Source organism: Allokutzneria albata, from assembly GCF_900103775.1.
Classification (GTDB): Bacteria; Actinomycetota; Actinomycetes; order Mycobacteriales; family Pseudonocardiaceae; genus Allokutzneria; species Allokutzneria albata.
This window is the reverse complement of the sequence record NZ_LT629701.1, coordinates 4349087-4375624: the sequence shown is the minus strand read 5'-3', so window position 1 is coordinate 4375624 and position 26538 is coordinate 4349087. Positions and strand designations below refer to the sequence as shown.

The following is a 26538-nucleotide window of genomic DNA, read 5'->3' as shown; positions in this document are numbered from 1 at the left end:
ATGTCCGGGTGAGCGACAATGACCCGGTGAGCACCGAGAGCAGCCCCCCGCTTCCACCCCGCAGGCTCGGCCTGTTCGCCGGGCTGGCCGTGGTCGTGCTGGCGCTGGACATCGTCACCAAGTTCTGGGCCGTCGCCACCCTGGACGGCCAGGAGCCGGTGCGGCTCTTCGGCGGCGCGCTCTACCTGGTGCTGGTCCGCAACCCCGGTGCGGCGTGGTCCATCGGCGCCGACTACACCTGGGTGCTGTCGCTGATCATGGCGGCGGTGGTGCTGGCCATCCTGTACTTCGCGCCGCGGCTGCGCTCCGGCGGCTGGGCGGCCGGGCTCGGGCTCGTGCTGGCCGGTGCGCTCGGCAACCTCGGCGACCGGCTCTTCCGCCCGCCGGGCTTCCTGCACGGGCACGTGGTCGACTTCCTGTCGCTGTTCGCCCCGGACGGCTCGGTCTGGCCGGTGTTCAACGTGGCCGACTCGGCGATCTGCGTCGGCGGCGGGCTGATCGTGCTGATGGCGCTGCTCGGCCGGGAGTACGACGGCACGGTGATCGAGAAGAAGCCCCGGGCTTCGAAGAAGGGAACCTCCTCGTGAGCGCGCGCACGCTGCCGGTGCCGGACGGCCTGGAGGGCATGCGGGTCGACGCGGGCCTGTCGAAGCTGCTCGGCCTGTCCCGCACGGTCGTCGCCGGGTTGACCGAGAAGGGCGACGTGCTCGTCGACGGGCAGCCCGTCGGCAAGTCCGACCGCCTCACCGCGGGCTCCTGGCTGGAGATCACGCTGCCCGAGCCGGAGCGCCCGGTGGAGGTCCAGGCGATCGCCGTCGAGGGCATGGTCGTGCTGCACGAGGACGACGACATCGTCGTGGTGGACAAGCCGGTCGGCGTCGCCGTGCACCCCAGTCCCGGCTGGACCGGCCCCACGGTGGTCGGCGGGCTCGCGGCGGCGGGTGTGCGCATCGCGACCTCCGGTGCCGCGGAGCGCCAGGGCGTCGTGCACCGGCTGGACGCGGGCACCACGGGCGTGATGGTGGTGGCGAAGAGCGAGCACGCGTACTCGGTGCTGAAGCGGGCGTTCAAGGAGCGCACCGTGGACAAGGGCTACCACGCCCTGGTGCAGGGGCACCCCGATCCGTCGCGCGGCACCATCGACGCGCCGATCGACCGCCACCCCAAGCACGACTACAAGTTCGCGGTGATGAACGGCGGCAAGGACTCCGTCACCCACTACGAGGTGATGGAGGCGTTCCGCGCGGCGTCACTGGTCGACGTGAAGCTGGAGACCGGGCGCACCCACCAGATCCGCGTCCACTTCTCCGCGCTGAAGCACCCGTGCGTCGGTGACCTGACCTACGGCGCGGACCCGGTGCTGGCGAAGCGGCTCAAGCTCACGCGCCAATGGCTGCACGCGCGCACCCTCGGTTTCGACCACCCGGCGGACGGCCAGTGGGTGCAGTTCGTCTCCGAGTACCCCGCCGACCTCGCCGACGCCCTGGCCCTTCTCCGCTCCGAGTCCTGACGCACCGTCCTGACGCACCGAATGACTCATTCGGTGCGTTGGGGGGTCAGTCGAGGGTGGACCAGGTGAGGCTGCGCTTCTCGTCGTCGGAGCGGGCGCTCCACTTCACCGCGACGACGTCGGTGGACTCGGGGAGCACGTAGACGGTGTGGCCGCCCGCCGTCTCGCCCGGGTTGACGCCGATGCGGTGCGGCGGCCGGGAGGACAGCGAGACCGGGGCCTTCGAGACCTGCCTGCCGTCCTTGGTGATCAGCACCAGGTACAGGTCGGGCAGTGAGGCGAACGGGATCGGGCCCCGGTTGGTCAGCTCCGTGTGCACCACGACCGCGCGCTCGCCCTCCTGGAGGCGGTAGCCGGCGGCGGTGAACAGGAAGTCGGCCGGGTCGACGACCTCGACCAGCTGGATGCCGAGCTGCTCGCCCTCCAGGCCGATCGTCTCCAGGGTGGTGCCGATCTTGCCGGTGCGCGGGCCGGTCGGGGTCGCGGGCTGCTGGTCACCGCGCGCCCAGGACGAGCTCTGCGGAACACCCCAGGTGCTCAGCACCGGGTCGGCGGGCGCGACCGGCTGCTGGGGCTGGGCGGGGAACGGGACGCTCTGCGGCGGCTGCTGCACCGGGAACGGTGTGCTCTGCGGGAACGCGTGGGGCGGGTGCGCGCCGGTGTGCCCGGGGTGCGCCGGGTACGGGCCGCTGTGCACGGGGTAGGGCCCGCTCTGGACCGGATAGGGGCCGCTGGCGCCCGGGTACGGACCGCTGGGCGTGCCGTGCACCGGCTGCTGGGGGTGGTGGCCCCAGGGCTGCTGTTGCGGCGGGGGAGGGGGCGGCGGGGCGAGGGCGGCACGCAGGCCGTTGGGATCGCACTCGACGCCGACGAGCAACGGGAGACCGGTCGCGGAGAGCGCGACCAGCCGGGAGGCCACCTCTCGGGCGTCCATCCCCGCTCTCGCGGCGATCTCGTGCACGGCCGCACGGCCCGCCTCCGCGACCAGGGCGAGCAAACGGGCATCGACGGGATCGGGCACAGCCACGCACGGCACGCTACCCCGTCGCCGAGATCAACGCGCCGACGCCCACGCCGGGAAAACGCCGGAGCCAGTAGAGCGCGCTAACGACTTCGTTCTTCCGCCCAGGCCGAAGTGTGCGCGTGCAGGTACCTGTTTTGCCTGGTAGGGGCCACTTGAGCAATCAAGTCTGCCGCCCTCGCAGCACAGGAAACGGTCTGGGCACAGCCCTTGTCATCGTTGTCGTACTGGCCCAGGATGGCCGATCTCAGGGGTGAGAACTCCCAGGCCCACTCAGCGACGAGGAAGGTCGGAGAATGCGACGGAGATCCGCGCTCGTGGCAGCGACCGCCATGGCGATGGTGCTCAGCGGGTGCCTCGGGCAGCCCCAGAACGCCGACACCGCCCGCAACGCCGACGCCAAAGAGGTCACGCTGACCATCACCGGCAACGCGGTCGCCGGTGGCAAGAACTCGGCCAAGGCCGCGTGGATGACGGACTGGGTGATCCCCCGCTTCGTCGAGGAGCAGAAGCGCAAGGGCGTGACCGCGCACGTCCGCTTCGACGGCAACGGCGCGGGCGACGAGGACTACAAGACCAAGATCGCACTCGACCTGAAGACCGGCGGTGGCGCCGACGTCATGGCCATCGACGGGATCTGGATCGGCGAGTTCGCTGGCGGCAAGCAGATCAAGTCCCTCGACGAGATCGTCGGCAAGGCCAAGGTCGACGCGTGGGAGGGCTGGAAGCAGATCCCCCAGGCCGTGCAGAGCGTCGGCGTCTTCGACAACCAGCGCTACGGCGTTCCGGACGGCACCGACGGCCGGGTGCTGTTCTACAACAAGAAGCTCTTCGCGCAGGCGGGGCTGCCGACCGACTGGCAGCCGCGCAGCTGGGACGAGCTGCTCTCCGCCGGTGAGGCGCTGAAGCGGCTGCCCGGCGTGACGCCGATCCAGCTCAACGCCGGCACCGCGATGGGCGAGGCGACCACCATGCAGGGCCTGCTGCCGCTGCTCGTCGGCACCGGCAAGCCGCTGCTGACCAACGGCAAGTGGCAGGGCGCCACCAGCAACATGAAGGACGTTCTCGGTCTCTACCAGCGCATCTACGGCGGGAGCGGGCTCGGCGACCCGCTGCTGCAGCAGGAGGCCAAGGGCCGCGACAAGTCCTTCGCCCAGTTCGCCGAGCACAGGATCGGCATCCTGATGGAGAGCGACTACCTGTGGCGCTCCGTGCTGGAGCCGACCAAGGGCGCGGTGAAGATGGCCGACCGGAACAGCTCCGTCGGCTGGGCGATGATCCCGGCCCAGCGGCCGGGGGCGGGCGTGCGCGGGCAGGACTTCGTCAGCATGTCCGGTGGCGCGCTGAACCTGATCAACGCCAACACCAAGTACCCGGCGCAGGCGTGGGAGCTGCTGCAGTTCATGAACTCCGCCGAGGCGGTCAAGGCGCGGCTCGGCGGCGCGGCCCAGATCACCCAGCGCACCGACGTCAACAACGAGGTGCTGGCCGGCGACCCGATGCTGTCGTTCATCGCGCAGAAGGTGTTGCCGCTGACCGAGTACCGGCCCGGTGTCGCCAACTACACCAGGGTCTCCGCCGCGCTCCAGCAGGCGACGGCGGACGTGGTGAGCGGCAAGACCGCGCAGGACGCGCTCAACGGCTACCAGGAAGCGCTGAAGAAGATCGTGGGAGAGAACGAGATTGTCTCCGGCTGACGTGACCGAGCGCCCCACCTCGGTGGCGGGCCGCGCCAAGCGGTTCGCCACCGACGTGGCCGGTCTCGGCATCGCCCGCGCCGTGGGGTTCGTGGCGCCCGCGCTGCTGCTGATCGGGGTCTTCCTGATCTTCCCGGCGCTCTGGACCATCTACATCGGACTGACCAACTACGAGCTCACCGGGCCGAACGCGGTCGCGCCGCAACTGGTCGGGATCGACAACTTCGTCAACGCGCTCGACGACGCGCTGTTCCAGAACTCCTTGTGGCTCACCGCGTTGTTCGTGCTCGGCTCCGCGGTGATCGGCCAGAACATCCTCGGCTTCGTGCTCGCGTGGACGCTGCGCAAGGCCAAGCCGGGGTTGCGCCGCACGGTGGAGTCCTTGGTGCTGCTGGCCTGGATCCTGCCGAGCACCGTGGTGGCCTTCCTGTGGTTCGCGGTGCTGGACCGGGACGGCGGCACGCTGAACGCGCTGCTCGGTTCCGAGGGCACGGCGTGGCTCGTCGAGTACCCGATGCTGTCGCTGATCGTGTTCAACACCTGGCGCGGCACGGCGTTCTCGATGCTGCTCTACAGCTCGGCGCTCGCCGCGGTGCCGCCGTCGCAGCTGGAGACGGCGCGGGTGGTCGGGGCCAGCGGCTGGCAGACCGTGCGCGACATCGTCTTCCCGCACATCCGCGGGCACGTGCTGACGAACACGCTGCTGATCAGCTTGTGGACGGCCAACGACTTCTCGCCGTTCCTGCTCACCGCGGGCGGACCCAACCACGCGTCCGAGACGCTGCCGGTGTTCATCTACCGCCAGGCGCTCGAGGGCGGTCAGCTCGGCTACGCCTCGGCGATCTCGCTGTTGCTGCTGCTGGCGAACCTCGTGGTCGCCGCGGTGTACCTGTGGTTGCTGCGGAGGAAGTCATGAGCCCGCTGATGATGCTGCGGCGCATCGGTTTCTACGCGGTGATCGCCGTGCTGATGGCGTTCTTCGCGGTGCCGATGCTGTGGCTGGCCAGCGCCCCGTTCGACAGCAAGCCCGGGCTCGGGCTGCGCTGGCCGGACTGGACGCTGGACAACGTCAAGACCACCTTCGAGCACCCGTACGCGTTGACCTCGCTGTGGAACTCGCTGGTGATCTGCGTGGTGGCGACGGCGATCACCGCGACCTTCGCCGCGCTCGCCGCCTACGCCCTCTCCCGCGTCCGGATCCCCGGCCGGGACCTGATGCTCTACGTGTTGCTGCTGCTGTCCAGCGTGGTCACCGGGACCGCGGCGATGGTGCCGATCTTCGTGATGATGTTCCAGCTGGGGCTGATCAACTCCCAGTTCGGGACGGCACTGGTGATCGCGGGCGGGATGCTGCCCGCGGCGATCTTCATCCTGAAGGACTTCGTCGACTCGGTCCCGCGCTCCTACGAGGAGTCCGCGCGGGTCTTCGGCGCGTCCCCGTTCCAGGTGCTCACCCACGTGGTGCTGCCGGTCGCCCGGCCCGGTATCGCCACGATCCTGGTGTGGGCCTTCGTCAACGCCTGGGGCAACTTCCTGCTGCCGTTCCTGTTGATCCGCGAGGTCGGCAAGCAGCCGGGCGCGGTGCTGCTGCGGACCCTGCAGGACGAGGGCGGCAGCGCCAACCTGACCGTCATCCCGGTGTTCTCGCTGCTGTACTCGATCCCGGTGGTCGTGCTGTACGTGTTGGTGAACAAGCGCTACGGGTTCCGTTTCCACGGAGGGATCAAGAGCTGATGGCCGGAATCGACATCCACGGACTGTCCACTGTGTACCCGAACGGGGTGCGCGCGGTGGACGGGCTGGACCTGGAGATCGCCGACGGCGAGTTCTTCGCGCTGCTGGGCCCGTCCGGCTGCGGCAAGACCACGCTGCTGCGCACGATCGCCGGGCTGGAACAGGCCGGCTCCGGCGCGGTGGTGATCGGCGGCGAGGACGTGACCGGCGTCGACCCCGGCAAGCGCAAGGTCGCCATGGTCTTCCAGGACTACGCGCTGTTCCCGCACATGACGGTCGCGGAGAACATCGGCTACCCGCTGCGCGTGCGCGGCGAGTCCAAGGCGCGGCAACGGGAGGTGGCCGAGGAGACCTCCGGCGGGCTGAGCCTGGCCGGGCTGCTCGACCGGCGGCCCGGCCAGCTCTCCGGAGGGCAGCAGCAGCGGGTCGCGCTGGCCAGGGCGATCGCCATGGACGCGGGCGTGCTGCTGCTGGACGAGCCGCTGTCCAACCTGGACGCGCGGCTGCGGCTGGAGGCGCGCACGTTCCTCAAGCGGTTGCAGCGGGAGCTGGGGCTGACCACGGTCTTCGTCACCCACGACCAGGCGGAAGCGCTGGCGCTGGCCGACCGGATCGCGGTGATGGAGTCCGGCAAGATCCGCCAGCTGGGCAGTCCGCGCGAGGTCTTCCAGCGGCCCGCCAACACCTTCGTCGCCAACTTCATCGGCTCCACCCCGATGAACCTGCTGGACGCGGTGGTGCGCGAGGGTTTCGTGGAGGTCGCGGGCACCCGCCTGACGCTGCCGTCCGGTATCTCCCTGGCGGACGGCACGCCGGTGACCGCCGGTATCCGGCCGGAGTACCTGAACGCGGGGTCCGGGGACGGCATCACCGGTGTCGTGTCCACTGTGGAGAACCTGGGCGTCTCGTCGCTGGTCACCATCGAGTGCCCCGGGGACGCGCTGGTCGGGCTCACCGTGCCCGAGCAGAGCGAGCCGGAGATCGGGGCGACCGTGACCGCGACTCCGGAACCCGGTCGGCTGCTCGTCTTCGACGAGGCGGGATTGTTGCTCGGCGCGGCCAAGGTCGCGTCATGACAGTCCACAGTGGTCGGTGGATGCGTGATGACCGGGCCGCGAACCCGTGGCCCGGTCTGCCCTTCGAGGTTCCGGCGGGCACGTCCGCGATCACTGTGGAACTGGAGTTCGACGACTCGCGCGGCGCCGTCATCGACCTGGGCTGTGAGGGTGCCGCGGGCTGGCGCGGCTGGTCCGGCGGTGCTCGCCGCACGTTCACCGTCACCCGGGACTGGGCGACGCCCGGCTACGTGCCGGGCGAGCTGGAAACCGGCCTGTGGCACGTGGTTCTCGGGTTGCACCGGGTCCCGGTCGACGGGGTGGAGTACCGGGTTTCGATCTCCTTCGACCCCGTCTCGCGACCGGCGCCGTTGGCTTCCCCGAAGGTGCCCTCGTCACCGCCCGTTCGTCCGTTGCCCGCCGCTGAGGGATTGCGGTGGGTTCCCGCTGACTTCCACTCCCACACCCTGCACTCCGACGGCGCGCTGACCGTTCCGGAGCTGGCCGCGCTGGCGGTGTCCCGGGGACTGTCGGCGCTGGCGATCACCGACCACAACACCGTCAGCCATCACGCCGAGCTGGCGGAAGTGGGGCGGCAGTACGGGATCGCGCTCGTCCCGGGGCAGGAGGTGACCACGGAGTCCGGTCACGCCAACGCTTTCGGGGACATCGGCTGGATCGACTTCCGGCGCCCCGCGACCGAGTGGCTGTCCACTGTGGAGGAACGCGGTGGGCTGCTGTCGGTCAACCACCCGCTCGCGGCGGACTGCTCGTGGCGGCACCCGCTGCCGCGCCGCGCGCCGCTGGCGGAGATCTGGCACTCCAGCTGGCTCGACCCGCGTTGGGGCGGGCCGCTGGCGTGGTGGCAGGCGTGGGGTCGCGAGGTCACCCCGATCGGCGGAAGCGATTGGCACCGTTCAGGTTCCGACGCCATCCCGGGCACGCCGACGACCTGGGTCGCGGTGGACGCCGAGGCTTCGGGTCCGGACGAGCTGACCGCTGCCGTGCTCGACGGCCTGCGCTCGGGGCGCACGGCGATCTCGGCTGGGCTGGACGCGCCCGTGCTGTTGCCCGTGGACGGCGGGCTTGTCGCTGTCGACGCCGATGGTGCTCTCGTGCTCGACGCGGAGGGGACGCGTCGGCCCGTTCGCGGCGCACTGTGCTCGCTTTCGCCCGGCGCTGCCGGTGGCGTGGTGCTCTTCGGCCACGACAGCGCCGTCCTGTCCCTCTGCGCCGGGTGAACGCCTGAACCGGCGCCGTTTGCCACCCCCGAAAACTTGTACCTTCTGTGTATGACTGACAACGGTACGTGACTGTCGCGAGCGTACGGTGCGGCCTGGATTCAGTCTATCGGTCGAAGGGTATTGGCAGGTCAGGACGTACAATCGAACTAATGTTCGATGCGCTCGAGCCGCCTGTTCGGTAGTTCAGGTCGTGACGGGCACATGTGTAACGTCCGCAGCGTCTCTATGGACAAGCTCCGGAGAGTTCGGGGACCGTGGCATGCACCTGGTCTCCTCGTCGCATGAAGGGGGATGGATAGCCATGAGCGCCAAGTACGACGCAACGACGATCGCGAAGTGGTTCATCGCCTGGGCCGGCGAGGCCGCCAACGCGTCCATGTCCAACCTCAAGCTTCAGAAGATCTTGTACTACGCCCAGGGGCACCACATCGCCCGGTATGGCCAGCCGCTGTTCGTGGACGAGATCCAGGCATGGTCGCACGGTCCCGTGGTACCAACGGTGTATCGCAGGTTCAAGCAGTTCGGCGCCGATGAGATCGAACTCGATGAGTTCGACGAGTTCGCCTGGGACGACGTTGACGAGGAGACGGCCCAGTTCCTGATGCTGATCTGGAACACCTACGGTGGGCTGGCCGCGTGGCGCCTGCGGAACATGACGCACGACGAGGACCCCTGGAAGCACCACTTCGTTGATGGCGAGCGCAACCTCGTGATCACGGTGGATTCTCTGTACGAGTACTTCAAGCCGCGTACCCGCGTTTCCTGAAGCGCCCATGGGAAACAAGCCGAGAGGTAAGGCCCCCAAGCCGATCAAGGGGACGATTGCGGATGTGGCGCCGGTCCGTGACCACAATCTGGATACCCCCAAGTTTTGCCTGCGGCATCTCCAGCGCGACTATGACGTGAACAGCCTTCCTAGGGAACAGCAGGCGGCATTCGCGGTCGCACTCCAGCGTCGAGCCGCGATGACCTGGCGAGAGATCGTGATGGCGCCCCGGCATGGACTGGGGACGGAGAGGATCCCTCGCAGGTCGATCAAAGCTCGGATCCCGCTGGCGTTCGAGGACTCGGACGAGTTCCTCGTCCTGCGCTACGACGGCAAACTGCCGATGGCGGGAGTGCGAGCGGGCGATGTGCTCCACGTCCTGTGGATCGAGAAGAACTTCGGCGATCTCTACGACCACGGCTGAAGACGCTTTGTGCCGGGTGAACGTGCACCAGTTGGAGTGCGGTGGTCTTCAAGTCCCGCAAACCCCTGTCCAGGGCGTCGGTAACGGCTACCAACATGGCCGGACGCTGGCGGGGTTTCTCCTTGTTGGTGACACCGGAACAGGGGTTCGGGGGTACTTGAAGACCGGCGAGCCTAGCGGGCGGCGCGGCGTGCGTAGACCTTGCCGCTGACCACGCCGAGGGCGTAGCCGGGTGCGACGGCGTCCAAGGCGTCAACGTCGAGCTCCGGGTCGAGGTCCTTGCCGGAGCGTGCGTTCAGGGTCATCGGTCCCTTGGCGGTCACGTAGGCCACGCCCTTGCGCGCCGCGACCAGCTTCGGAATGGTGCGGGTGGCCGCTGCGTCGGGCAGCTCCCACAGCTTCGCCATCGAGGTCGCGTCGAATCCGGCCAACTGGTAGTTGAAGTAGGTCTTGCCGCAGACGATGAGGCTCTGGTCGTCGGACAGACAGGTCCACAGGCTGTCGAGGGACAGCCGGGGTTTGCCGGTCGTGGTGTCGAGGAGGTGGGTGACGTTCTTGGTCAACTCGCCCGCTGGGGTGCCCGCGAAACTGGCCAGCCCGTCGCCGACCAACCTCGGTCGGCTGAAGTTGCTTTCCAGTGTTCCGTCGAACCTCGGTCCGCTCCAGCGCTGCGCGCCGTCGGTGGCCGAAAGTCCCACCGGCTCGCTGGAAAGACTGTTGACGTAGCGATAGCCGACGACGACATCATTGGCCAGTCCGGTCGCGAAGATGCCGGGCTTGCTCCACTTCACGGTTCCATCCACTGTGGACAAGGCGATCGTCGCCGCCTCTTTCAGCAGGTTCGCTGTCACGACGACGATGTCCCGGTTCGCGCCGACGATACGAGGGTTGCTGTCCGGCAAGGGGACCTCGGCGGAGGCGTCGACCGGCCGTTCCCAGACCTTGGCGCCGGTTCCCGGGTTGTGCGCGGTGACCGTGTAGCGGGTCCGGTCGGGGTTGGTTCCCGTCCCCTCCACGGTCTGCGCGACGGCCATCAGCACCAGTGAGCCGTCGGCGGCGCTGTACGGGCCGGACGCCTTGCTCTTCTTCGGGATGTCCACCGGGTACTCGACGCGCGGAGTGCCGTCGAGGCCGATGACCGTCATGGTCGGCTGCTCGCGTTCGGGGTCGCGAGAAACGACCGCATCGCCCGCGATCGCGTAGGGGGAACGCCCGACCAGCTTGCTTTCTCCGGTGAAGCCGCGCGGGGGGTCGAACAGCGGGGCTGAGGAGGTCGTGGTGGGCGCTGGCTGCTGCCCGGGAGGTGGTGGCGGCTCCTCAGCGCTCGAACAGCTCGTGAGCAGCAGGGACGCGGCAAGGACGGCGACGGCGCGCACACGCATGCGGACTCCGGGTGATGTTTCGGGCCATTACGAAGTTATGCCTCATAACTGAGCGAGGCACCGTAACAGCATGGGCGCGCGGACCCTCCGCGCGGGGCCCTAGGCTGGGGGAAACGGCGATGGGGGGACGGGCGGTGAGCAGGCGGGAGCGGCTGCGGGCCGAACTCGACCAGGACCTGCGCGCGACCGCGCGGCGGCTGTTGGTGGCCAGCGGACCCGAGGCGGTCGCGTTCACCGCCATCGCGCGCGAGCTGAGCATCACGCCGCCGGCGATCTACCGGTACTACGCCAACCGCGACGAGCTGATCCAGGCGCTGGCCCACGACCTGGTGACCGAACTGGTCCAGGGGCTGCACGCGGCGGCGGCGACGGTCGGCGACCAGCGGCCAGGACAGCAGATCCTGGTGATGATGCGGGACTTCCGCGCGTGGTCGCTGCGCAACCGGGCGGAGTTCGCGCTGCTGCTCGGAACGCCGATGCCGGAGGGGCGCGTCGTCTCGGGCAGCATCATGCAGGACTGGATGTGGCTGGCGAAGGCGTTCGGCGTGCCCTTCGAAAGACTGTGGCAGCAGCGGCCGTTCGAGGTGCCCGCGGACGCGGAGCTGAGCCGGGAACTGGCCGCGCAGCTGGACCTCTACCGCGAGCAGATCGGTTTCACCGCGCTGCCGAAGGGCGCCGTTCTGGTGTTCTTCGAGTGCTGGAGCCGCATCTACGGCGCCACCTGCCTCGACGTGTACGGGCACTTCAGCATGGCGGTGCCCGACGTCGTCTCCGTCTACGAGCGGATGTGCCAGGGCGTCTGCGACATGCTGGGCATCGACTACGAGCCACCGGCGAACACCGCCGGTGGCCCGTAGCCCGGGTCAGCGGGTCAGCCGGAGACCGGTGATCTCCCACGCCCTCATGGGAAGCTCCACCGCACCGTCCACCACGGACAGTTCTTCGACCACCGCGCCGGTGAGGTCCACGCGCGCCGCCGCCGTGAGGCCGGGCAGCGACACCGTGGCGGTGCTGGGCGAGTCGGAGTAGGCCACCAGGCGCAGCTCCAAACCGTTGCGCTGCCGCAGACCGCAAGCCGTCGCCCCGGTGACCGTGATGCCCTCGCCGGACGTGAGGTCGTCGGTGTTTCCCGTGCCCGCCAAGGTGATCAGCGGATTGCGGTAGCGCTCCGCCGCCTCCACCAGACCCGCGGAAGCCCAGTCGCCGGTGTGCGGGAGGATCGCGAAGCAGCTCATCGTCACGCCGGGGACCTGCGCCTCGGGGATCGGAGTTGTCGGGCCCGCGGGCTCCGCGCGCAACGGGTGCAGGTTCCGGCTGATGGCCCCGGTGGCGCGCAACAAGGTAAGCGCCAGATCGGAGCCGTCTTCGCTCACCTCGTACTCGGTCACGTTCTGCAACAACACACCCGTGCCCCCGGCGTCCACAAAGGACGATGCGGGGAACGTGGGCAGCGGGTGCTCGCCGTTGCCGCCCTCGTTGACCAGAGCGCGCTCCACCACGGAGAACTGGCCCTCCGCGTGCGAACTCGTCGCGGTGCGGACAGTTGGGATGTGGAAGCGGACGCGGTGGTCGACGCTGCGGTTGTCGAAGGAGACCTCGACGCGGACGAAGGGCTCGTCGACCCGCAGCTCGACCCTCGTCGTCACTCCGACCGACACCGTCTCCGAAGTGCGGGCCGTGCCGTCGAAGTCCACCAGTCCCAACGGCCACTCGTACGTGCGGAGCACCACGAGCGATGCCTGGAGCGGCCCGGTCTCCGCCGTGACGACGGAGACCGAAGTCGGCTTGTCCACCAACGTGTCCGTGACCGGAGGACCGTAGTTGTAGCTGTCACCCGCGTCGCCTCCGTCGACGATGCGACCGACCCCGTCCAGGACCGTGCCGTCAGCGCCGGTGATGCGGAGGGTGCCGTCTTCGTTGACCACAACGGAAACCAGGCCGTTGTGCAGTGCGTTGTCCACAATGGACACCGGTGTGGCGAGCGGTGCCGCCGCAGAGCGGGGGCGAACGGTGGTCCAGCCGAGGGCGGGTGCGGTGGCCAGGGCCAGCAGCTCGCGGCTCGGCTCGTCGATCACCCGGAGACGCCAGTCACCGGGCGTCGCCGCCGCGACGGCCTCGGTCAGCTCGTCCGCGAAACGCTCCACGTCGTAACCCGGGTCGCCCATGCGCCCGACGGTGAAAGTGACGGTGTGGACCGAAGATCCGCTTGCGGGTTCGAGCATTGTCTCGGAGATCTCCGCGCGCTGGATGGCCCTGCTGTACATGACCTGGCCGAAGGTGCGCCTGCGCACCGCGTTCACCACGTCCGCCGCCGGGAAGGTCGCATCGATCAGGTTCCGCTCGGCGCGGCCGATCTCCTGGGTCGGCATCAGGGTCCCGTCCGGGAGTTCGAGCGCGACGTCCGACCACTCCTCCGGCGCCACCACCTGGCAGCGCACGAGGTCCGTGCGCTCGTGCGCGCTCGGGTTGACCACGAGCACCGAGTCCGAGGGTGCCGTGGCGGCCAGCTCGTTCAGCGTGCGGTCGCGGACCGCGCTGCCCAGCTGCTCCGCCTCGGCGATGCGCGCGGCGACCTGCTGCGCGGTGGTGTCCGCGCCGCAGCCGGTGACGGAGTCGTGGCAGGACGCGTCGACCAGGCGCAGCCACGCCATGCTCAGGAAGGGCTCGGCGGCCTGCGGGCACCACAGCGCGGACAGCGGCTCCGCGTAGCGCTCCACCATCCGCTCCGCCTCGGCCATCGCCTGCTTCACCGCGATGCGCACGGAAAGGATGCCCGGCAACAGGTTCGCCCTCGCGTGGCTGCGCAGCTCGCCGAGCACCTCGGGCAGCCCGGCCTCCTCCGGGTCTCGCCCCGCCAGCGCCTCGGCCAGGGTCTCCAGCCGCAGCGTCACCTCGGCCCCGGACGCCTGCACCGCGCCGACCTGGTCCAGCAGCGTGGGAATCGGGGCGCTGTGGTCGGTGCCGTACATGGCCAGCGGTTCGGTGTCGCCGAACCACGCGCGCATCTGCTCGGCGAAGGCGATAGAGCGCTCTACCGTTTTGGCGGGGTCGGTGAACATCACCGAGGCGTTGCCGTAGCCGCCGGGCAGGTACTCGGTGCGCACCGCGGAGCCGTCGGGGGAGACCCAGCGGAACGCGTGCCGGTCGACGCTGCCGGGGACGCCGCGCCACAGGCACGCCTGGTCGAAGCCGAAGCCGCGCAGGATCTGCGGCAGCTGCGCGGTGTGGCCGAACTGGTCCGGGATGTAGCCGACGCGCATGGCCCCACCCAGCTCGGCCGAGCGCGCGAGGCCGATCTCCAGGTTGCGCACCAGGTTCTCGCCGGAGCACAGGAAGGAGTCGGCGAGCACCCGCCACGGTCCGACCGCGAGCTGGCCGGAACGCACCAGGGCGATCACCCTGGGCAACGCGTCCGGCCGGACCTCCAGGTAGTCGTCGACGGCCGCGGTCTGCCCGTCGAGGGTGAACCGGAAGCGCGGATCGGCTTCGAGGCGGGGCAGCACGGTGTCGAGCAGGTCCACCAGCTGGAGGCGGAACCGCTGGAACGGCTCGTACCACTCACGGTCCCAGTGCGTGTGCGGGACGACGTGCACGGTGCGGCGAGAAACAGTGGCGTCGGTCACGAACGGCACCGTAACCGCGGACCCGCCGCGCTGTCAGTGCCGAATCCGCCGAAGTGGAGCCTTTCGCGCTCGGCCGGGTTCAGCGGGCTGAACCTGGTCGTCTGACCAGGGTTTTCCCCGATCGGTCCGGTGCGCGGCACGACGGCCATACCCTTCGGTCGAAGCCGTTCGCGCCGAGGGGGACGCCACATGCCGACGTCCATGCGGTCGGTGACGTTGTTCACCGACGAGTACCTGCAGAACTCCCACGAAGTGCTCGCGTCGCTGCGCGCCGAGGGGCCGGTGCACCGCGCCCGCACCGCCAACGGGCTGCACGTGTGGGTGGTGACGAGGTACGAAGACGCCGTGGCCGCGCTGACCGACGACCGGCTGCTGAAGAACCCGGAGGGCCTGACCGCGGCGATCCGGGCCAACCTCGACGACCCCGACCGCGGGCTGACCTTCTCCGGCGACATCGCCCACCACCTGCTCAACAGCGACGGCGCCGAGCACGCCCGGGTGCGCGGGGTGCTGGCCGGGGCTTTCACCGGTGAGCGGATCGAGCGGATGCGGCCGCGGATCACCGAGATCGCCGACCAGCTGCTCGACGCCATGGCGGGCAAGCGCCGCGTCGACCTGATCGAGGAGTACGCGCTGGTGCTCCCGGGCTCGGTGCTCTGCGAGCTGCTGGGCGTGCCGCACCAGGACCGCGACCGGTTCCGGACGTGGGCCAACATCATCCTCGCGGCGACGGACCCGGACGCCATCCGCGATGCCAGCATCGCCCTCGCCGCCTTCCTGGTGCAGCTCATCCGGGGCAAGCGGGCCGTGCCGGGGGAGGACCTGATCTCGGAGCTGGTGGTGGGCGGCGAGGACCGGCTGACCGAGGCCGAGCTGATCTCGATCGCCTTCCTCCTCCTCGTCGTCGGCCACGAGACCTCGGGGAACCTGATCGCCAACGGCGTGCTGTCGCTGCTGCGCGATCCCGACCAGCTCGCCGCGCTGCGCGCCGACCCCGCGCTGCTGCCGAAGGCCGTCGAGGAGCTGCTGCGCTTCGAGAGCCCGGTCGCGATGACGACGTTGCGCTACGCGAGCGAGCCCGTCGTCGTCGGCGGAGTGGACATCCCGCAGGGTGAGATCGTGATCGTCGCGCTCAGCTCGGCCAACCGGGACGCCGCGCGCTTCCCCGACGCCGACCGGCTCGACCTGACGCGCGAGGCGGACGGGCACCTCGCCTTCGGGCACGGCGTCCACCGCTGCCTCGGCGCCGCGCTCGCCCGGTTGACGGGAGTGGTGGCGATCGGGCGGCTGCTCGACCGCTTCCCCGGGCTCCGGCTGGACGCGCGCGATGGCGAGATCCGTTGGCGGCGTTCGACTTTCGTGCACGGGCTGCACGCGCTGCCGGTGGCGCCCGGGTGACAACGGCGCCCCGGGTCACTGTTGTCGGCGACAATTGGCGGGCGCGTTCGTTGTACTTGGAGACTGTCGAACCACCGCGCGCACGGCATCTAGCCTGCCGGGGTGACGCCTGAGGAACTGCTCGCCGCCGACCGTGAGCACGTGTGGCACCCGTACGGGCCGATGCCCGGGACGCACGAGCCGTTGCTCGTCGAGTCGGCGCGCGGTGTGCGACTGCGGCTCGCCGACGGGCGCGAGCTGATCGACGGCATGTCCTCGTGGTGGGCCGCGGTGCACGGCTACCAGCACCCGGTGCTCGACGCGGCCGTGCGCGACCAGCTCGGCCGGATGAGCCACGTGATGTTCGGCGGCCTGACGCACGAGCCTGCGGTGCGGCTGTGCACGCGGCTCGTGGAGATCACTCCGGAGCCGTTGCGGCACGTGTTCCTGTGCGACTCCGGCTCGGTCTCCGTCGAGGTCGCGGTCAAGATGTGCTTGCAGTACTGGCGTTCCCGCGGCCTCGGGGAGAAGCGTCGGCTGCTGACCTGGCGCGGCGGTTACCACGGCGACACCTTCCAGCCGATGAGCGTGTGCGATCCGCAGGGCGGCATGCACAGCCTGTGGACCGGCGTGCTGCCGGAGCAGGTGTTCGTGCCCGCGCCGCCGGCGGGCTTCGACGCCGATGTGGACACGGCCTACGTGCAGCTGCTCGCCGACGAGATCGAGCGCCACGCCGACGAGCTCGCCGCGGTGATCGTCGAGCCGGTGGTGCAGGGCGCGGGCGGCATGCGCTTCCACAACCCGCGCTACCTGCACGTGCTGCGGGAGCTGACCCTGGCCAACGACGTCCTGCTGGTCTTCGACGAGATCGCGACGGGTTTCGGCCGCAGCGGCGCGCTGTTCGCCGCGGGCCACGCCGGGATCAGCCCGGATGTGATGTGCCTCGGCAAGGCGCTGACCGGCGGTTACCTGTCCATGGCCGCGACGCTGTGCACGCCGGAGGTGGCAGACGGCATCTCGCGCGGAGAGCTGCCGGTGCTGGCGCACGGACCGACGTTCATGGGCAACCCGCTCGCGTCGGCGGTCGCCAACGCCTCGATCGACCTGCTGCTCGGGCAGGACTGGGCGGGCGAGGTCGCTCGCGTGGAGTCCGGTCTGCGCTCCGGTCTCGCCTCCGCCACGGCGCTGCCGGGTGTCGCCGACGTGCGCGTCCAGGGCGCGATCGGCGTGGTGCAGCTCGACCACGCGGTGGACGTGGCGGCCGCGACGAAGGCGGCGGCGGAGCACGGGGTGTGGCTGCGCCCCTTCCGCGATCTGATCTACGTCATGCCGCCGTACATCAGCACGGATGCCGAGGTCAACGCCATCGCCGCTGCTGTCGTCGCCGCCGCCGGGGTTGGGTAGCGTGCCTGCCGTGACGTTGCTCGTGATCACCGGAACCGGGACCGAGGTCGGCAAGACCGTCGCGACCGCCGCCGTCGCCGCGCTCGCCCTGAACGCGGGCAAACGGGTCGCGGTGGTCAAACCCGCGCAGACCGGGGTCCGGGCCGACGAGCCCGGCGATGTCGACGAGGTCGTGCGGCTCGCGGGCGATGTGACCGCGCTGGAGCTGTCCCGCTACGACGACGCGCTGTCCCCGGAGGCCGCCGCGCGCCGCGCCAGGCTGTCCCCGATCCGCCCGGTCGAAGCCGCCGAGGCCGCGTCCGAGCTGCTCGGCGACCACGACGTGGTGCTGGTGGAGGGCGCGGGCGGGCTGCTCGTCCGGCTCGACCACACCGGCGGCACGCTGGCCGACATCGCGTGGAACCTGCGTGCGCCGGTGCTGCTCGTCGCCGCGGCCGGGCTCGGCACGCTCAACACGACCGCGCTGACCGCGGAAGCGTTGCGGCACAGGGGAATCGCCTGCCTCGGCGTCGTGGTCGGCTCCTGGCCCGCGCACCCCGACCTCGCCACCCGCAGCAACCTGCTGGACCTGCCCGTCGCGGCCCGCGCGCCCTTGCTCGGCGTGCTGCCCGAGGGCATCGGCAAGCACGGACGCGCCGACTTCCTGCGCGTCGCCCGCGCCCACCTCGCCCCGCAGCTGGGCGGGGAGTTCGACGCCGTGGCCTTCGCCGAACAGAACTCAGCGTGACGTTGACCGCATTGCCGTGCGGCTTTCTTGCGGCAGACTGCTGCGCTGAGCCGAAGAACCGCTTGCGGGTTCGAGCATTGTGACCGCCTTCGAGACAAGGGAGATCCGGGTGACCGTCGCCGACACCGACGTGCTGGACATCGCGCGCGAAGTTGTCTTGGAGCGTGGAGAGGGCCTGTCCGAGGCGGACGTGCTGCGCGCGTTGCGGCTGCCCGACGAGCGGCTGCCCGAGCTGCTGGAGCTGGCGCACAAGGTCCGGATGAAGTGGTGCGGGCCCGAGGTCGAGGTCGAGGGCATCATCAGCCTCAAGACCGGCGGCTGCCCGGAGGACTGCCACTTCTGCTCGCAGTCCGGGCGGTTCCCGACCCCGGTGCGCTCGGCCTGGCTGGACATCCCCGGCCTGGTCAAGGCGGCCGAGCAGACACGGGCCACCGGCGCGACCGAGTTCTGCATCGTCGCGGCCGTGCGCGGCCCGGACAAGCGGCTGCTGTCCCAGGTGAAGGCCGGCATCGAGGCGATCCGCGCCTCCGGCAACGACATCCAGATCGCCTGCTCGCTCGGCATGCTCACCCAGGAGCAGGTCGACGAGCTCAAGGCGATGGGCGTGCACCGCTACAACCACAACCTGGAGACGGCGCGCTCGCACTTCGCCAACGTGGTCACCACGCACACGTGGGAAGAGCGCTGGGAGACCCTGCTGATGATCCGCGAGGCGGGCATGGAGGTCTGCTGCGGCGGCATCATCGGCATGGGCGAGACCGTCGAGCAGCGCGCCGAGTTCGCCGCGCAGCTGGCCGAGCTCGGGCCGGACGAGTGCACGATGAACTTCCTCATCCCGCAGCCCGGGACGCCGTACGAGAACTACGAGGTGGTGCCGGGCAAGGACGCGCTGCGCACGGTCGCGGCCTTCCGGCTGGCGCTGCCCAAGGCGCTGCTGCGCTTCTCCGGCGGGCGCGAGCTGACCTTCGGCGACCTCGGCACCGAGCAGGGCATGCTCGGCGGGATCAACGCGATCATCGTCGGCAACTACCTGACCAACCTGGGCAGGCCCGCCGATAAGGACCTGGCCATGCTGACCGAGCTGAACATGCCGATCAAGGCGTTGAGCGAGACCCTGTGACGGCTCCCGGCGTGTACTGCGAGACTTGCGGGAAACCGCTGGCGGACAATGAGCACGCGGTGTGCCGGGCGCGGCAGGAGATCAACCCGCCCCGGTACTGCCGCGAGTGCAGGCGGCGGATGGTCGTCCAGATCACCCCGACCGGCTGGTCCGCGCGGTGCAGCGTGCACGGAGACATTGAGGGGTAGCAAGGGTGAGCGAGCAGCAGGGCGGGCGTGCGGTGCCGGTGCGGATACCGGCGGCCACCGACTCCGACTTCTACGAACCGCCCTTCGCCCTGCCCGAGCCGCCGCGGCCCCGGGTGGTGGTCAAGGCGGACCTGCTGCCCTCGCTGAGCGCGTTCTCGTTCATCTCGCTGCTCGGCGTCCCGGTGGCCTTCGCCTGGTCGCTGCTCGCGCCCGGCGAGCGCAAGGTGGTCAACTCCAAGGGCGAGCTGGTCAGCCTGCCCTGGGAGAGCTACCACCGCTACGACGCGCTCGCCGTGTTCCTGATGATCACCCTGGGCGTCGGGCTGCTCACCGGCTTCGGCATGTGGCTGCTGCGCCGTCGGCGGGGGCCGGTGATGATGATCGCCACCGGCCTCGGCTCCGCGGCCGCCGCGGCGCTGGCGATCCAGCTCAGCGGCCTGTTCACCGGGTGGTGGTACCCCGTGCCCGCGTCGCTGCAGATCGGTGACGTGCTGCTGCAGGCGCCGGCGCTGACCCTGTGGTGGGCCGTGCTGGCGCAGCCGACCGCGGCGGTGCTGGCCTACGGGGTCGCCGCGGCGTGGAACGGTGCTGACGACCTCGGACGGCGACTGGCCTAGCCCTGGCCCCGGACCGGCCGGTTTCCCCGAAGGCCCGCCGTGTCCAGGGGCATAGGTCCCGTCTGTCGGCGACAACAGTCCCTAGTGTGATCGACTCCGGTCCCGGAAAAGTGGTAACGGGGTAATGCGGGATACCGCCCAGCGGCTCTCGGTCTTGCGAGGCGATTCTTTCGTGCTGCTGCGTGTTGCGCTTCCTTGCGCCCGGTAGTCCCTTTTGTTGCGTCCGGTCAAACCGTTCTCGTTAGCGGATGTCTTTTTCTGCGTGTCCGCGCTGAGAGGTCGCAACCAATTCTGGTAACAGGTCGTTCAGTGCGCCCTGCGGGGCGATCATCGCACAAGGAGATCTTGATGGCGGTCCTATGCCGACCTGCGGTTGCGGTTCCGGAATACGTCATTACCAGGGAGGACACGCTCGCGATAGCGCGGCAGCTGCACGCGGACCACCCACACCTGCCTCTGGTTCTGCGGCTGATCGGCAATACCGGGGTGCGCAAACGCCACCTCGTTCAGCCGATCGCGCGGACCCTGGAGCATCCCGGGTTCGAGGTCAGGAACCTCCTTTACGTCGAACAGGCTAAGAAACGCATTCCTCCGGTGGTCGGACGGGCGCTGGACAATTCCGGGCTCGACGTGGGGGACATCGACCTCATCATCTACGTCTCCTGCACCGGGTTCACCATGCCGTCGATGACGGCATGGCTCATCAACTCGATGGGCTTCCGCCCGGACACCCGGCAGCTGCCGATCGCCCAGCTCGGCTGCGCGGCGGGCGGGGCCGCGATCAACCGGGCCCAGGACTTCTGCACGGCCTACCCCGAGGCGAACGCGCTCATCGTGGCCTGCGAGTTCTGCTCGTTGTGCTACCAGCCCACCGACGACAGCATCGGGATGCTGCTGTCCAACGGGCTGTTCGGCGACGCCGTCGCGGCGGCCGTCGTCCGGGGGACCGGCGGCACCGGTGTCCGGCTGGAGCGCAACGCCTCGCACCTCATCGCGGGCACCGAGGAGTGGATCTCCTACGCGGTCAAGGCCACCGGGTTCCACTTCCAGCTGGACAAGCGGGTGCCGGGCACGATGCGACCCATCGCGCCCGCCCTGCGCAACCTGGCGGCCAGCCACCACTGGGACGCCTCCGCGCTGGACTTCTACATCGTGCACGCCGGGGGGCCGAGGATCCTGGACGACCTGTCCGCCTTCCTCTCCGTTCCGACCGAGATGTTCCGGCACAGCAGGGCGACCCTCACCGAGTACGGCAACATCGCCAGCGCCGTGGTCCTGGACGCGGTGAACCGGCTGTTCGCCGAGGGCGACCTCGCCGACAACGCACGGGGGTTGATCGCGGGCTTCGGTCCGGGGATCACCGCCGAGATGGCAGTCGGCACGTGGCGCTCCGGTGCCGTCGACACCCCATCGGCGACGGCGCTGAAACCGGCCCTGAGCACGGCGTGAGGAACCGCCCGGTCAGTTCTTGGCGAAGTCGGCGGCGAACTCCGACAGCGGGGCGGGGACGGCGCGGAGGGAACGGAGGATCTCCGCCTCGCGCTTGAGCAGGCCGCGGACCATGCGGAGCCTGCGCACGGGGTCGCCCTCCTCCAGCATCCGCTGCCGGTCGTCCAGCGACAGCAGGCAGTCCTCGGCGAGCACGTGGGCCAGCGTCGTCATGTCCTCCGAGGTGCAGGGCTCCCGCCAGTCCTCCTCGCGCCACGCGGTCGTGCAGTACGCGCGGTGCGCCGCCCGCGCCAGGTCGGCGAGCTTGGCGACGAGGTCGGCGTCGGTGACGGGGGAGTCGGGCAGCCACTCCACCTCGGCGACCAGGTACGGCGCGGCGTGGTGGTCGACGTCGACGAGCCGGAAGCGCCGCCGCCCGCGCACGACGATGTCGTAGCGGCCCTCGGGGAGCTGGCGGGCCTCGCGCAGCAGCGCGGAGCAGCCGACCCGGTGCACGGCGGCCATGTCGTCGGTGCGCATGTCCCACCCCTGGCGCACGGCGACCACGCCGAAGGTGCGCTCGGGACGCAGGCCCTTCACCAGGTCGATCACCAGTTGGCGGTAGCGCGGCTCGAAGACGTGCAGGGGCATGGACGCTCCCGGCAGCAGGACGGCGCCAAGGGGGAAGAGGGGAAGCGTCTCCGTCACCCGGCTGACACTAAGGCCAACGTGCCGAGCGCGCCGGGCGGTCGGCCGACGGCGGGCGGAACACCGCGAAGGGGTCGGTGACCTGCAGGCCCCGGGTGACGAAGCGGAACAGCGCCGCCGGTCGGCCGCCGGAGGGGCCGGGCGGGGCGGTGCTGCCGGTGGGTTCGAGCAGGCCCCTGCGGGAGAGCACGCGTTGCAGGTTGGTGGCCGAGACCCGGTAGCCCAGCGCCGCCGAGTACAGCTCGCGCAGGGTGGAGACGGTGAACTCCCGCCCGGCGAGGGCGAAGCCGAGGTTGGTGTAGGAGAGCTTGGCGCGCAAGCGATCCCGCGCCTTCTGCACGATGGCGTCGTGGTCGAAGGCCGACTCCGGCAGCGCGGCGACGGGGTGCCACGCGGTGTCCTCGGGCAGCACGGGGTCGACGTCGCAGGGGACCAGCCCGAGGAAGGCTGTCGCCACCACGCGTTCGCCGGGCACGCGGTCGGGGGCGCTGAAGACGGCCAGCTGCTCGACGTGGGTGAGCTGGCGGACGTCGACCTTCTCGGCCAGCTGGCGGCGGATCGAGGTCTCCACGTCCTCGCGGGCGCCGAGCCTGCCACCGGGCAGCGACCAGCGCCCCTTGTCGGGGTCCAGGGCCCGCTGCCACAGCAGCACCTGGAGTGAACCGGATCTCACCTGCAGCACAGCTGCGAGCACCTCATGTACCGCCATCGCTGGAATTGATACCATCCATCCCGTTTTCGCTTGTTAGGCGAAAACCTGGGCGACGGGCAAGCGCCCGGCAGGCAGCGAGGAGAACACGATGGCCACAACGGAGATCGCTCCATACGGCGGAGTCACCCCCGACGCCGCCTGGGCGCAAGAAGTGCGGGAACTGGCCAGGAAGCGCGATGCCGTGCTGCTCGCGCACAACTACCAGCTCCCGGAGATCCAGGACATCGCCGACCACACCGGCGACTCCCTCGCCCTGAGCCGGATCGCCGCGGACAGCGACGCGTCGACGATCGTCTTCTGCGGCGTGCACTTCATGGCGGAGACCGCGAAGATCCTCAGCCCGGACAAGACGGTGCTGATCCCGGACGCCCGCGCGGGCTGCTCGCTGGCCGACTCGATCACCGCGGACCAGCTGCGCGCGTGGAAGGCCGAGCACCCCGGCGCCGTCGTCGTCTCCTACGTCAACACCACCGCCGACGTGAAGGCGGAGACCGACATCTGCTGCACCTCCTCGAACGCGGTGGACGTGGTCCGCTCGATCCCGGAGGACCGCGAGGTGCTGTTCCTGCCGGACCAGTTCCTCGGCGCGCACGTGCGCCGCGAGACCGGGCGGGACAACATCCACGTGTGGGCCGGGGAGTGCCACGTGCACGCCGGGATCAACGGTCCCGAGCTGGCCGACCGGGCCGCCGCGTTCCCGGACGCCGACCTGTTCATCCACCCGGAGTGCGGCTGCGCCACCTCGGCGCTCTACCTCGCGGGCGAGGGCACCGTGCCGGCCGAGCAGGTCAAGATCCTCTCCACCGGTGACATGGTGAAGGCGGCCCGCAGCACCTCGGCCACCTCCGTCCTGGTCGCCACCGAGGTCGGCATGCTGCACCAGCTGCGCAAGGCCGCCCCGGAGATCGACTTCCGCGCGGTGAACGAGCGCGCGTCCTGCCCCTACATGAAGATGATCACGCCGGCGGCGCTGCTGCGGAGCCTGCGGGAGAACGCCGACGAGGTGCACGTCGACGCCGAGACCGCCCGCCGGGCGCGCGGCGCCGTGCAGCGCATGATCGAGATCGGCACGCCCGGCGGTGGCGAGTGACGGCGCCGCTGCGCGAGGTCGGCGCGGCCACCTGGGAGGCGCGCGCCGACCTGGTCGTGGTCGGCACCGGTGTCGCCGGCCTGACCGCCGCGCTCACCGCGCACGAACTGGGCCTGCGCGTCCTGGTGATCACCAAGGCGTCGGCCGAGGACGGCAACACCCGTTGGGCACAAGGCGGTGTCGCCGTTGTCTTGCCAGGCCAGCACGACGCGGGCGACTCGGTGGACCGGCACATCGCGGACACGCTCACGGCGGGAGCCGGGCTCTGCGACGAGGCCGCGACAGCCGGGATCATCCGGGACGGCCCGGCCGCGGTGCGCAGGCTGATGCGGCTCGGCGCGGCCTTCGACCTCGCCGAGGGCGGCAGGTTCGCCCGCACCCGCGAAGGCGGCCACAGCGCGTTCCGGGTGGTGCACGCGGGTGGCGACGCGACCGGGGCCGAGGTGGAGCGCGCGCTGCTGGCCTCGGTGCGCGACGGCCGGATTCCCATGCTGCACAACCACATCGCCGTTCAGGCGCTGCACACCCCGGCCGGTCAGGTCGCGGGACTGCAGGTGCTCGACGGCGACGGCGTGCCGGGAGTGCTCCGCGCACCGGCGATCCTGCTCGCGACCGGCGGACTCGGCCAGCTGTTCCAGGCGACGTCCAACCCCGAGGTCGCGACGGCGGACGGTCTCGCGCTCGCGCTACGGGCCGGGGCAGCCGTCGCGGACGTGGAGTTCGTGCAGTTCCACCCCACGGTGCTGTACACCGGAGCCGGTGCGCGCGGCCGGTGCCCGTTGGTGACCGAGGCGGTTCGCGGCGAGGGCGCGGTGCTGGTCGACGCGTTCGGCGAGCGCGTGATGACCGGCGTGCACCCGCTCGGCGACCTGGCTCCACGTGACGTGGTCGCCGCCGCGATCAGCAGGCGCATGGTGGAAACCGGCACCGACCACGTGTACCTGGACGCCACGCACCTCGGCGGCGAAGCCTTCCGGCGGCGGTTCCCCACCGTCCACGCGGCCTGTGAAGCGGTCGGTGTCGATCCCGGAACGGACGGGATTCCCGTTGCCCCGGCAGCACATTTCGCGTGCGGCGGTGTCATGTCCACTGTGGATGGACGCACGTCGTTGACCGGCTTGTACGCGGCGGGCGAGGTGGCGCGCACCGGGCTGCACGGGGCGAACCGCCTGGCGTCCAACAGCCTCCTCGAAGGGCTCGTCGTCGGAGCGCGTGCGGCGCGCGCGGTCGCCTTCGATCTCGGCGCCGGTCTGCTCGGCGATCCGCGCGCCGTGGAGGTCACCGACCTGCCCGCGGCACTCGTCGCCGACCGTCAGCCGTTGCAGGACGCGATGAGCCGGCACGCCGGGATCGGCAGGGACTCGGCCGGGATCGCGGCGGCGCTCAGCGCGCTGGAGTCCTCCGTGCACCGTCCACTGAGGACACATCGGGCCGTTGAGGACGCCGCGCTCGCGCTGGCCGCGCGCGCCCTGCTGACGGCGGCCGACGCGCGCACCGAGTCGCGGGGCTGCCACGTGCGGCTGGACCACCCGGGGCGCGACGACGCGCGGTTGCTGCGGAGCCTGCCGCTTCGCTTGGACGTGTCCGGGCAGCCCGTGCTGCTGGGCGCGATGGCACTCAGCAGTCACGAGAACAGGGGAGGTGCGGCGTGAGGGCTCTTTCACCGGAAACCCAGATCAGCCTGACCGAGGCCGGGCTGGACCTGGAGGACGCGCGCCGGGTCATCGACACCGCGCTGAGCGAGGACCTGCGCTACGGCGCTGACGTGACGACGCTGGCCACGGTGCCCGCGGGCGCCATCGCGGTCGCCGACATCAACCCACGGGTGCCGGGCGTGCTCGCGGGCGGGCCGCTGGCGCTGGCGGTGTTCGACGCGGTGCTGGGCGTTGGCGGTTACCAGGTGCTCGGCGTGCGCCCGGACGGTTCGCGGCTGCACGCCGGGGAGTCCGCGCTCCGGTTGCGCGGGCCGGTGCGGGGTCTGCTGACCGCCGAGCGGACCGCGCTGAACCTGCTGTGCCACCTGTCCGGGGTCGCGACGACGACCGCGGCGTGGGTGGCGGAGATCGAGGGCACCGGTTGCGTCGTGCGGGACAGCCGCAAGACCCTGCCCGGCCTGCGGTTGTCGCAGAAGTACGCGGTGCGCTGCGGCGGTGGGCAGAACCACCGGCTCGGCCTCGGCGACGCGGTCCTGATCAAGGACAACCACGTGGTCGCCGCCGGATCGGCCGGGGCGGCGCTGAAGGCGGCCCGCGCGTACGCGCCGGAGCTGGAGTGCGAGGTCGAGGTGGGCTCGCTCGCCGAGCTGGACGAGGTGCTGGCCGAGCGCGCCGAGCTGGTCCTGCTGGACAACTTCACCGTCGAGGAGTGCGCCGAGGCGGTTCGCCGCAACCGGGCCGCGGGCGCGCCCGCGCGGCTGGAGGCCTCCGGCGGGCTGAGCCTGGAGGTGGCGCGGGCCTACGCGGAGACCGGCGTGGACTTCCTCGCGGTCGGCGGGCTGACCCACTCGGCGAGCGCACTCGATCTGGGGATGGACATGGAGTAGGTCATTCGGTGCTCGGCCCGCGTTCCCGTGTACACCGGGTGATGAGGATGAAGATTCAATAAGGATTGCGCCGAAACGATCACCCGGATGGTCCACGCGGACGCTCTTTTCCGTTAGTATCTGCCCCGCAGGCAGTCGTGCATTGTGAAAGTTGTTCGGACATTCGGGG

Annotated in this window: 25 protein-coding genes; 20 read left to right on the top strand and 5 right to left on the bottom strand. The window is 70.5% G+C overall.

Annotation, left to right across the window (positions count from 1 at the left end):
* The first annotated feature begins 8 nt into the window (after window positions 1-8).
* Together lspA and BLT28_RS19330 are read left to right on the top strand one after the other, a co-directional pair.
* Window positions 9-587, top strand: coding sequence for a signal peptidase II (gene lspA / locus BLT28_RS19335; protein WP_043812433.1), 579 nt, complete (start codon window positions 9-11; stop codon window positions 585-587).
* On the top strand, window positions 584-1510 hold the full coding sequence (locus tag BLT28_RS19330) for an RluA family pseudouridine synthase (RefSeq protein WP_030430864.1): 927 nt from the start codon (window positions 584-586) through the stop codon (window positions 1508-1510). Before lspA ends, BLT28_RS19330 begins: the two co-directional genes overlap by 4 nt.
* 46 nt (window positions 1511-1556) lie before the next feature.
* On the opposite strand, the gene BLT28_RS19325 is transcribed toward BLT28_RS19330, so the two are convergent.
* Window positions 1557-2537 carry an AsnC family protein gene (locus BLT28_RS19325; protein WP_030430865.1) on the bottom strand — a complete coding sequence of 327 codons (981 nt, stop codon included), beginning with the start codon at window positions 2535-2537 and terminating at the stop codon, window positions 1557-1559.
* A gap of 290 nt (window positions 2538-2827) precedes the next feature.
* Between BLT28_RS19325 and BLT28_RS19320 the strand changes: the two genes are divergently transcribed.
* The 7 genes from BLT28_RS19320 (at window position 2828) to BLT28_RS40280 (ending at window position 9451) form a co-directional block, all read left to right on the top strand.
* Window positions 2828-4228, top strand: a complete 1401-nt coding sequence (locus BLT28_RS19320; RefSeq protein ID WP_030430866.1) for an extracellular solute-binding protein — start codon at window positions 2828-2830, stop codon at window positions 4226-4228.
* A gap of 1 nt (window position 4229) precedes the next feature.
* Complete coding sequence (locus BLT28_RS19315; RefSeq protein ID WP_043812435.1) at window positions 4230-5144, top strand: carbohydrate ABC transporter permease; 915 nt, start codon at window positions 4230-4232, stop codon at window positions 5142-5144.
* The gene (locus BLT28_RS19310) at window positions 5141-5962 is read left to right on the top strand and encodes a carbohydrate ABC transporter permease (protein ID WP_030430868.1); all 822 of its coding nucleotides are present in this window, start codon (window positions 5141-5143) and stop codon (window positions 5960-5962) included. Before BLT28_RS19315 ends, BLT28_RS19310 begins: the two co-directional genes overlap by 4 nt.
* Window positions 5962-7038 carry an ABC transporter ATP-binding protein gene (locus BLT28_RS19305; protein ID WP_030430869.1) on the top strand — a complete coding sequence of 359 codons (1077 nt, stop codon included), beginning with the start codon at window positions 5962-5964 and terminating at the stop codon, window positions 7036-7038. Before BLT28_RS19310 ends, BLT28_RS19305 begins: the two co-directional genes overlap by 1 nt.
* A 20-nt stretch (window positions 7039-7058) precedes the next feature.
* Window positions 7059-8258: a CehA/McbA family metallohydrolase gene (locus BLT28_RS19300; RefSeq protein WP_156051170.1), complete on the top strand. Its 1200-nt coding sequence runs from the start codon at window positions 7059-7061 to the stop codon at window positions 8256-8258.
* A 304-nt stretch (window positions 8259-8562) separates the two neighbouring features.
* Window positions 8563-9027 (top strand): Panacea domain-containing protein, encoded by a 465-nt coding sequence (locus tag BLT28_RS19295; protein WP_030430871.1) that lies wholly within the window; start codon window positions 8563-8565, stop codon window positions 9025-9027.
* A gap of 7 nt (window positions 9028-9034) precedes the next feature.
* Complete coding sequence (locus BLT28_RS40280; protein WP_156051173.1) at window positions 9035-9451, top strand: hypothetical protein; 417 nt, start codon at window positions 9035-9037, stop codon at window positions 9449-9451.
* A gap of 173 nt (window positions 9452-9624) precedes the next feature.
* Here the strand turns inward: BLT28_RS40280 and BLT28_RS19285 are convergent, their stop codons facing one another.
* Complete coding sequence (locus BLT28_RS19285; RefSeq protein ID WP_030430873.1) at window positions 9625-10833, bottom strand: outer membrane protein assembly factor BamB family protein; 1209 nt, start codon at window positions 10831-10833, stop codon at window positions 9625-9627.
* A gap of 134 nt (window positions 10834-10967) precedes the next feature.
* On the opposite strand from BLT28_RS19285, the gene BLT28_RS19280 reads away from it, so the two are divergent.
* Window positions 10968-11690, top strand: coding sequence for a TetR/AcrR family transcriptional regulator (locus BLT28_RS19280; RefSeq protein ID WP_231950344.1), 723 nt, complete (start codon window positions 10968-10970; stop codon window positions 11688-11690).
* Between the two features lie 6 nt (window positions 11691-11696).
* Here the strand turns inward: BLT28_RS19280 and BLT28_RS19275 are convergent, their stop codons facing one another.
* On the bottom strand, window positions 11697-14456 hold the full coding sequence (locus BLT28_RS19275) for a glycoside hydrolase family 38 N-terminal domain-containing protein (RefSeq protein WP_052407608.1): 2760 nt from the start codon (window positions 14454-14456) through the stop codon (window positions 11697-11699).
* Window positions 14457-14645: 189 nt separating this feature from the next.
* Here BLT28_RS19275 and BLT28_RS19270 point away from each other — a divergent pair, with 189 nt between their 5' ends.
* From BLT28_RS19270 to BLT28_RS19240, 7 genes are all read left to right on the top strand, one after another.
* On the top strand, window positions 14646-15854 hold the full coding sequence (locus BLT28_RS19270) for a cytochrome P450 family protein (protein ID WP_231950343.1): 1209 nt from the start codon (window positions 14646-14648) through the stop codon (window positions 15852-15854).
* Window positions 15855-15956: 102 nt separating this feature from the next.
* The gene (locus BLT28_RS19265; RefSeq protein ID WP_030430877.1) at window positions 15957-17237 is read left to right on the top strand and encodes an adenosylmethionine--8-amino-7-oxononanoate transaminase; all 1281 of its coding nucleotides are present in this window, start codon (window positions 15957-15959) and stop codon (window positions 17235-17237) included.
* Between the two features lie 10 nt (window positions 17238-17247).
* The gene (gene bioD, locus BLT28_RS19260) at window positions 17248-17964 is read left to right on the top strand and encodes a dethiobiotin synthase (RefSeq protein ID WP_030430878.1); all 717 of its coding nucleotides are present in this window, start codon (window positions 17248-17250) and stop codon (window positions 17962-17964) included.
* Window positions 17965-18073: 109 nt separating this feature from the next.
* Entirely contained in the window at window positions 18074-19084 is a 1011-nt protein-coding gene (gene bioB, locus BLT28_RS19255; protein ID WP_030430879.1) for a biotin synthase BioB, read from the top strand.
* On the top strand, window positions 19081-19272 hold the full coding sequence (gene bsaP / locus BLT28_RS43000; RefSeq protein WP_043812440.1) for a biotin synthase auxiliary protein BsaP: 192 nt from the start codon (window positions 19081-19083) through the stop codon (window positions 19270-19272). Before bioB ends, bsaP begins: the two co-directional genes overlap by 4 nt.
* 5 nt (window positions 19273-19277) lie before the next feature.
* Complete coding sequence (locus BLT28_RS19245) at window positions 19278-19889, top strand: DUF2567 domain-containing protein (protein WP_030430880.1); 612 nt, start codon at window positions 19278-19280, stop codon at window positions 19887-19889.
* A gap of 348 nt (window positions 19890-20237) precedes the next feature.
* Window positions 20238-21338 carry a type III polyketide synthase gene (locus BLT28_RS19240; RefSeq protein ID WP_043812442.1) on the top strand — a complete coding sequence of 367 codons (1101 nt, stop codon included), beginning with the start codon at window positions 20238-20240 and terminating at the stop codon, window positions 21336-21338.
* A gap of 12 nt (window positions 21339-21350) precedes the next feature.
* On the opposite strand, the gene BLT28_RS19235 is transcribed toward BLT28_RS19240, so the two are convergent.
* Both BLT28_RS19235 and BLT28_RS19230 read right to left on the bottom strand, forming a co-directional pair.
* Window positions 21351-22025 carry an LON peptidase substrate-binding domain-containing protein gene (locus BLT28_RS19235; RefSeq protein ID WP_030430882.1) on the bottom strand — a complete coding sequence of 225 codons (675 nt, stop codon included), beginning with the start codon at window positions 22023-22025 and terminating at the stop codon, window positions 21351-21353.
* 10 nt (window positions 22026-22035) lie between these two features.
* Window positions 22036-22734, bottom strand: coding sequence for an NUDIX hydrolase (locus BLT28_RS19230; RefSeq protein WP_172806521.1), 699 nt, complete (start codon window positions 22732-22734; stop codon window positions 22036-22038).
* Between the two features lie 91 nt (window positions 22735-22825).
* Here BLT28_RS19230 and nadA point away from each other — a divergent pair, with 91 nt between their 5' ends.
* From nadA to nadC, 3 genes are read left to right on the top strand one after another with little or no spacing between them, the layout of a single operon-like run.
* On the top strand, window positions 22826-23827 hold the full coding sequence (gene nadA / locus BLT28_RS19225; protein WP_030430884.1) for a quinolinate synthase NadA: 1002 nt from the start codon (window positions 22826-22828) through the stop codon (window positions 23825-23827).
* Window positions 23824-25479: an L-aspartate oxidase gene (locus BLT28_RS19220; RefSeq protein ID WP_030430885.1), complete on the top strand. Its 1656-nt coding sequence runs from the start codon at window positions 23824-23826 to the stop codon at window positions 25477-25479. Before nadA ends, BLT28_RS19220 begins: the two co-directional genes overlap by 4 nt.
* On the top strand, window positions 25476-26369 hold the full coding sequence (gene nadC, locus BLT28_RS19215; protein ID WP_052407582.1) for a carboxylating nicotinate-nucleotide diphosphorylase: 894 nt from the start codon (window positions 25476-25478) through the stop codon (window positions 26367-26369). Before BLT28_RS19220 ends, nadC begins: the two co-directional genes overlap by 4 nt.
* The last annotated feature ends 169 nt before the right edge of the window (window positions 26370-26538 follow it).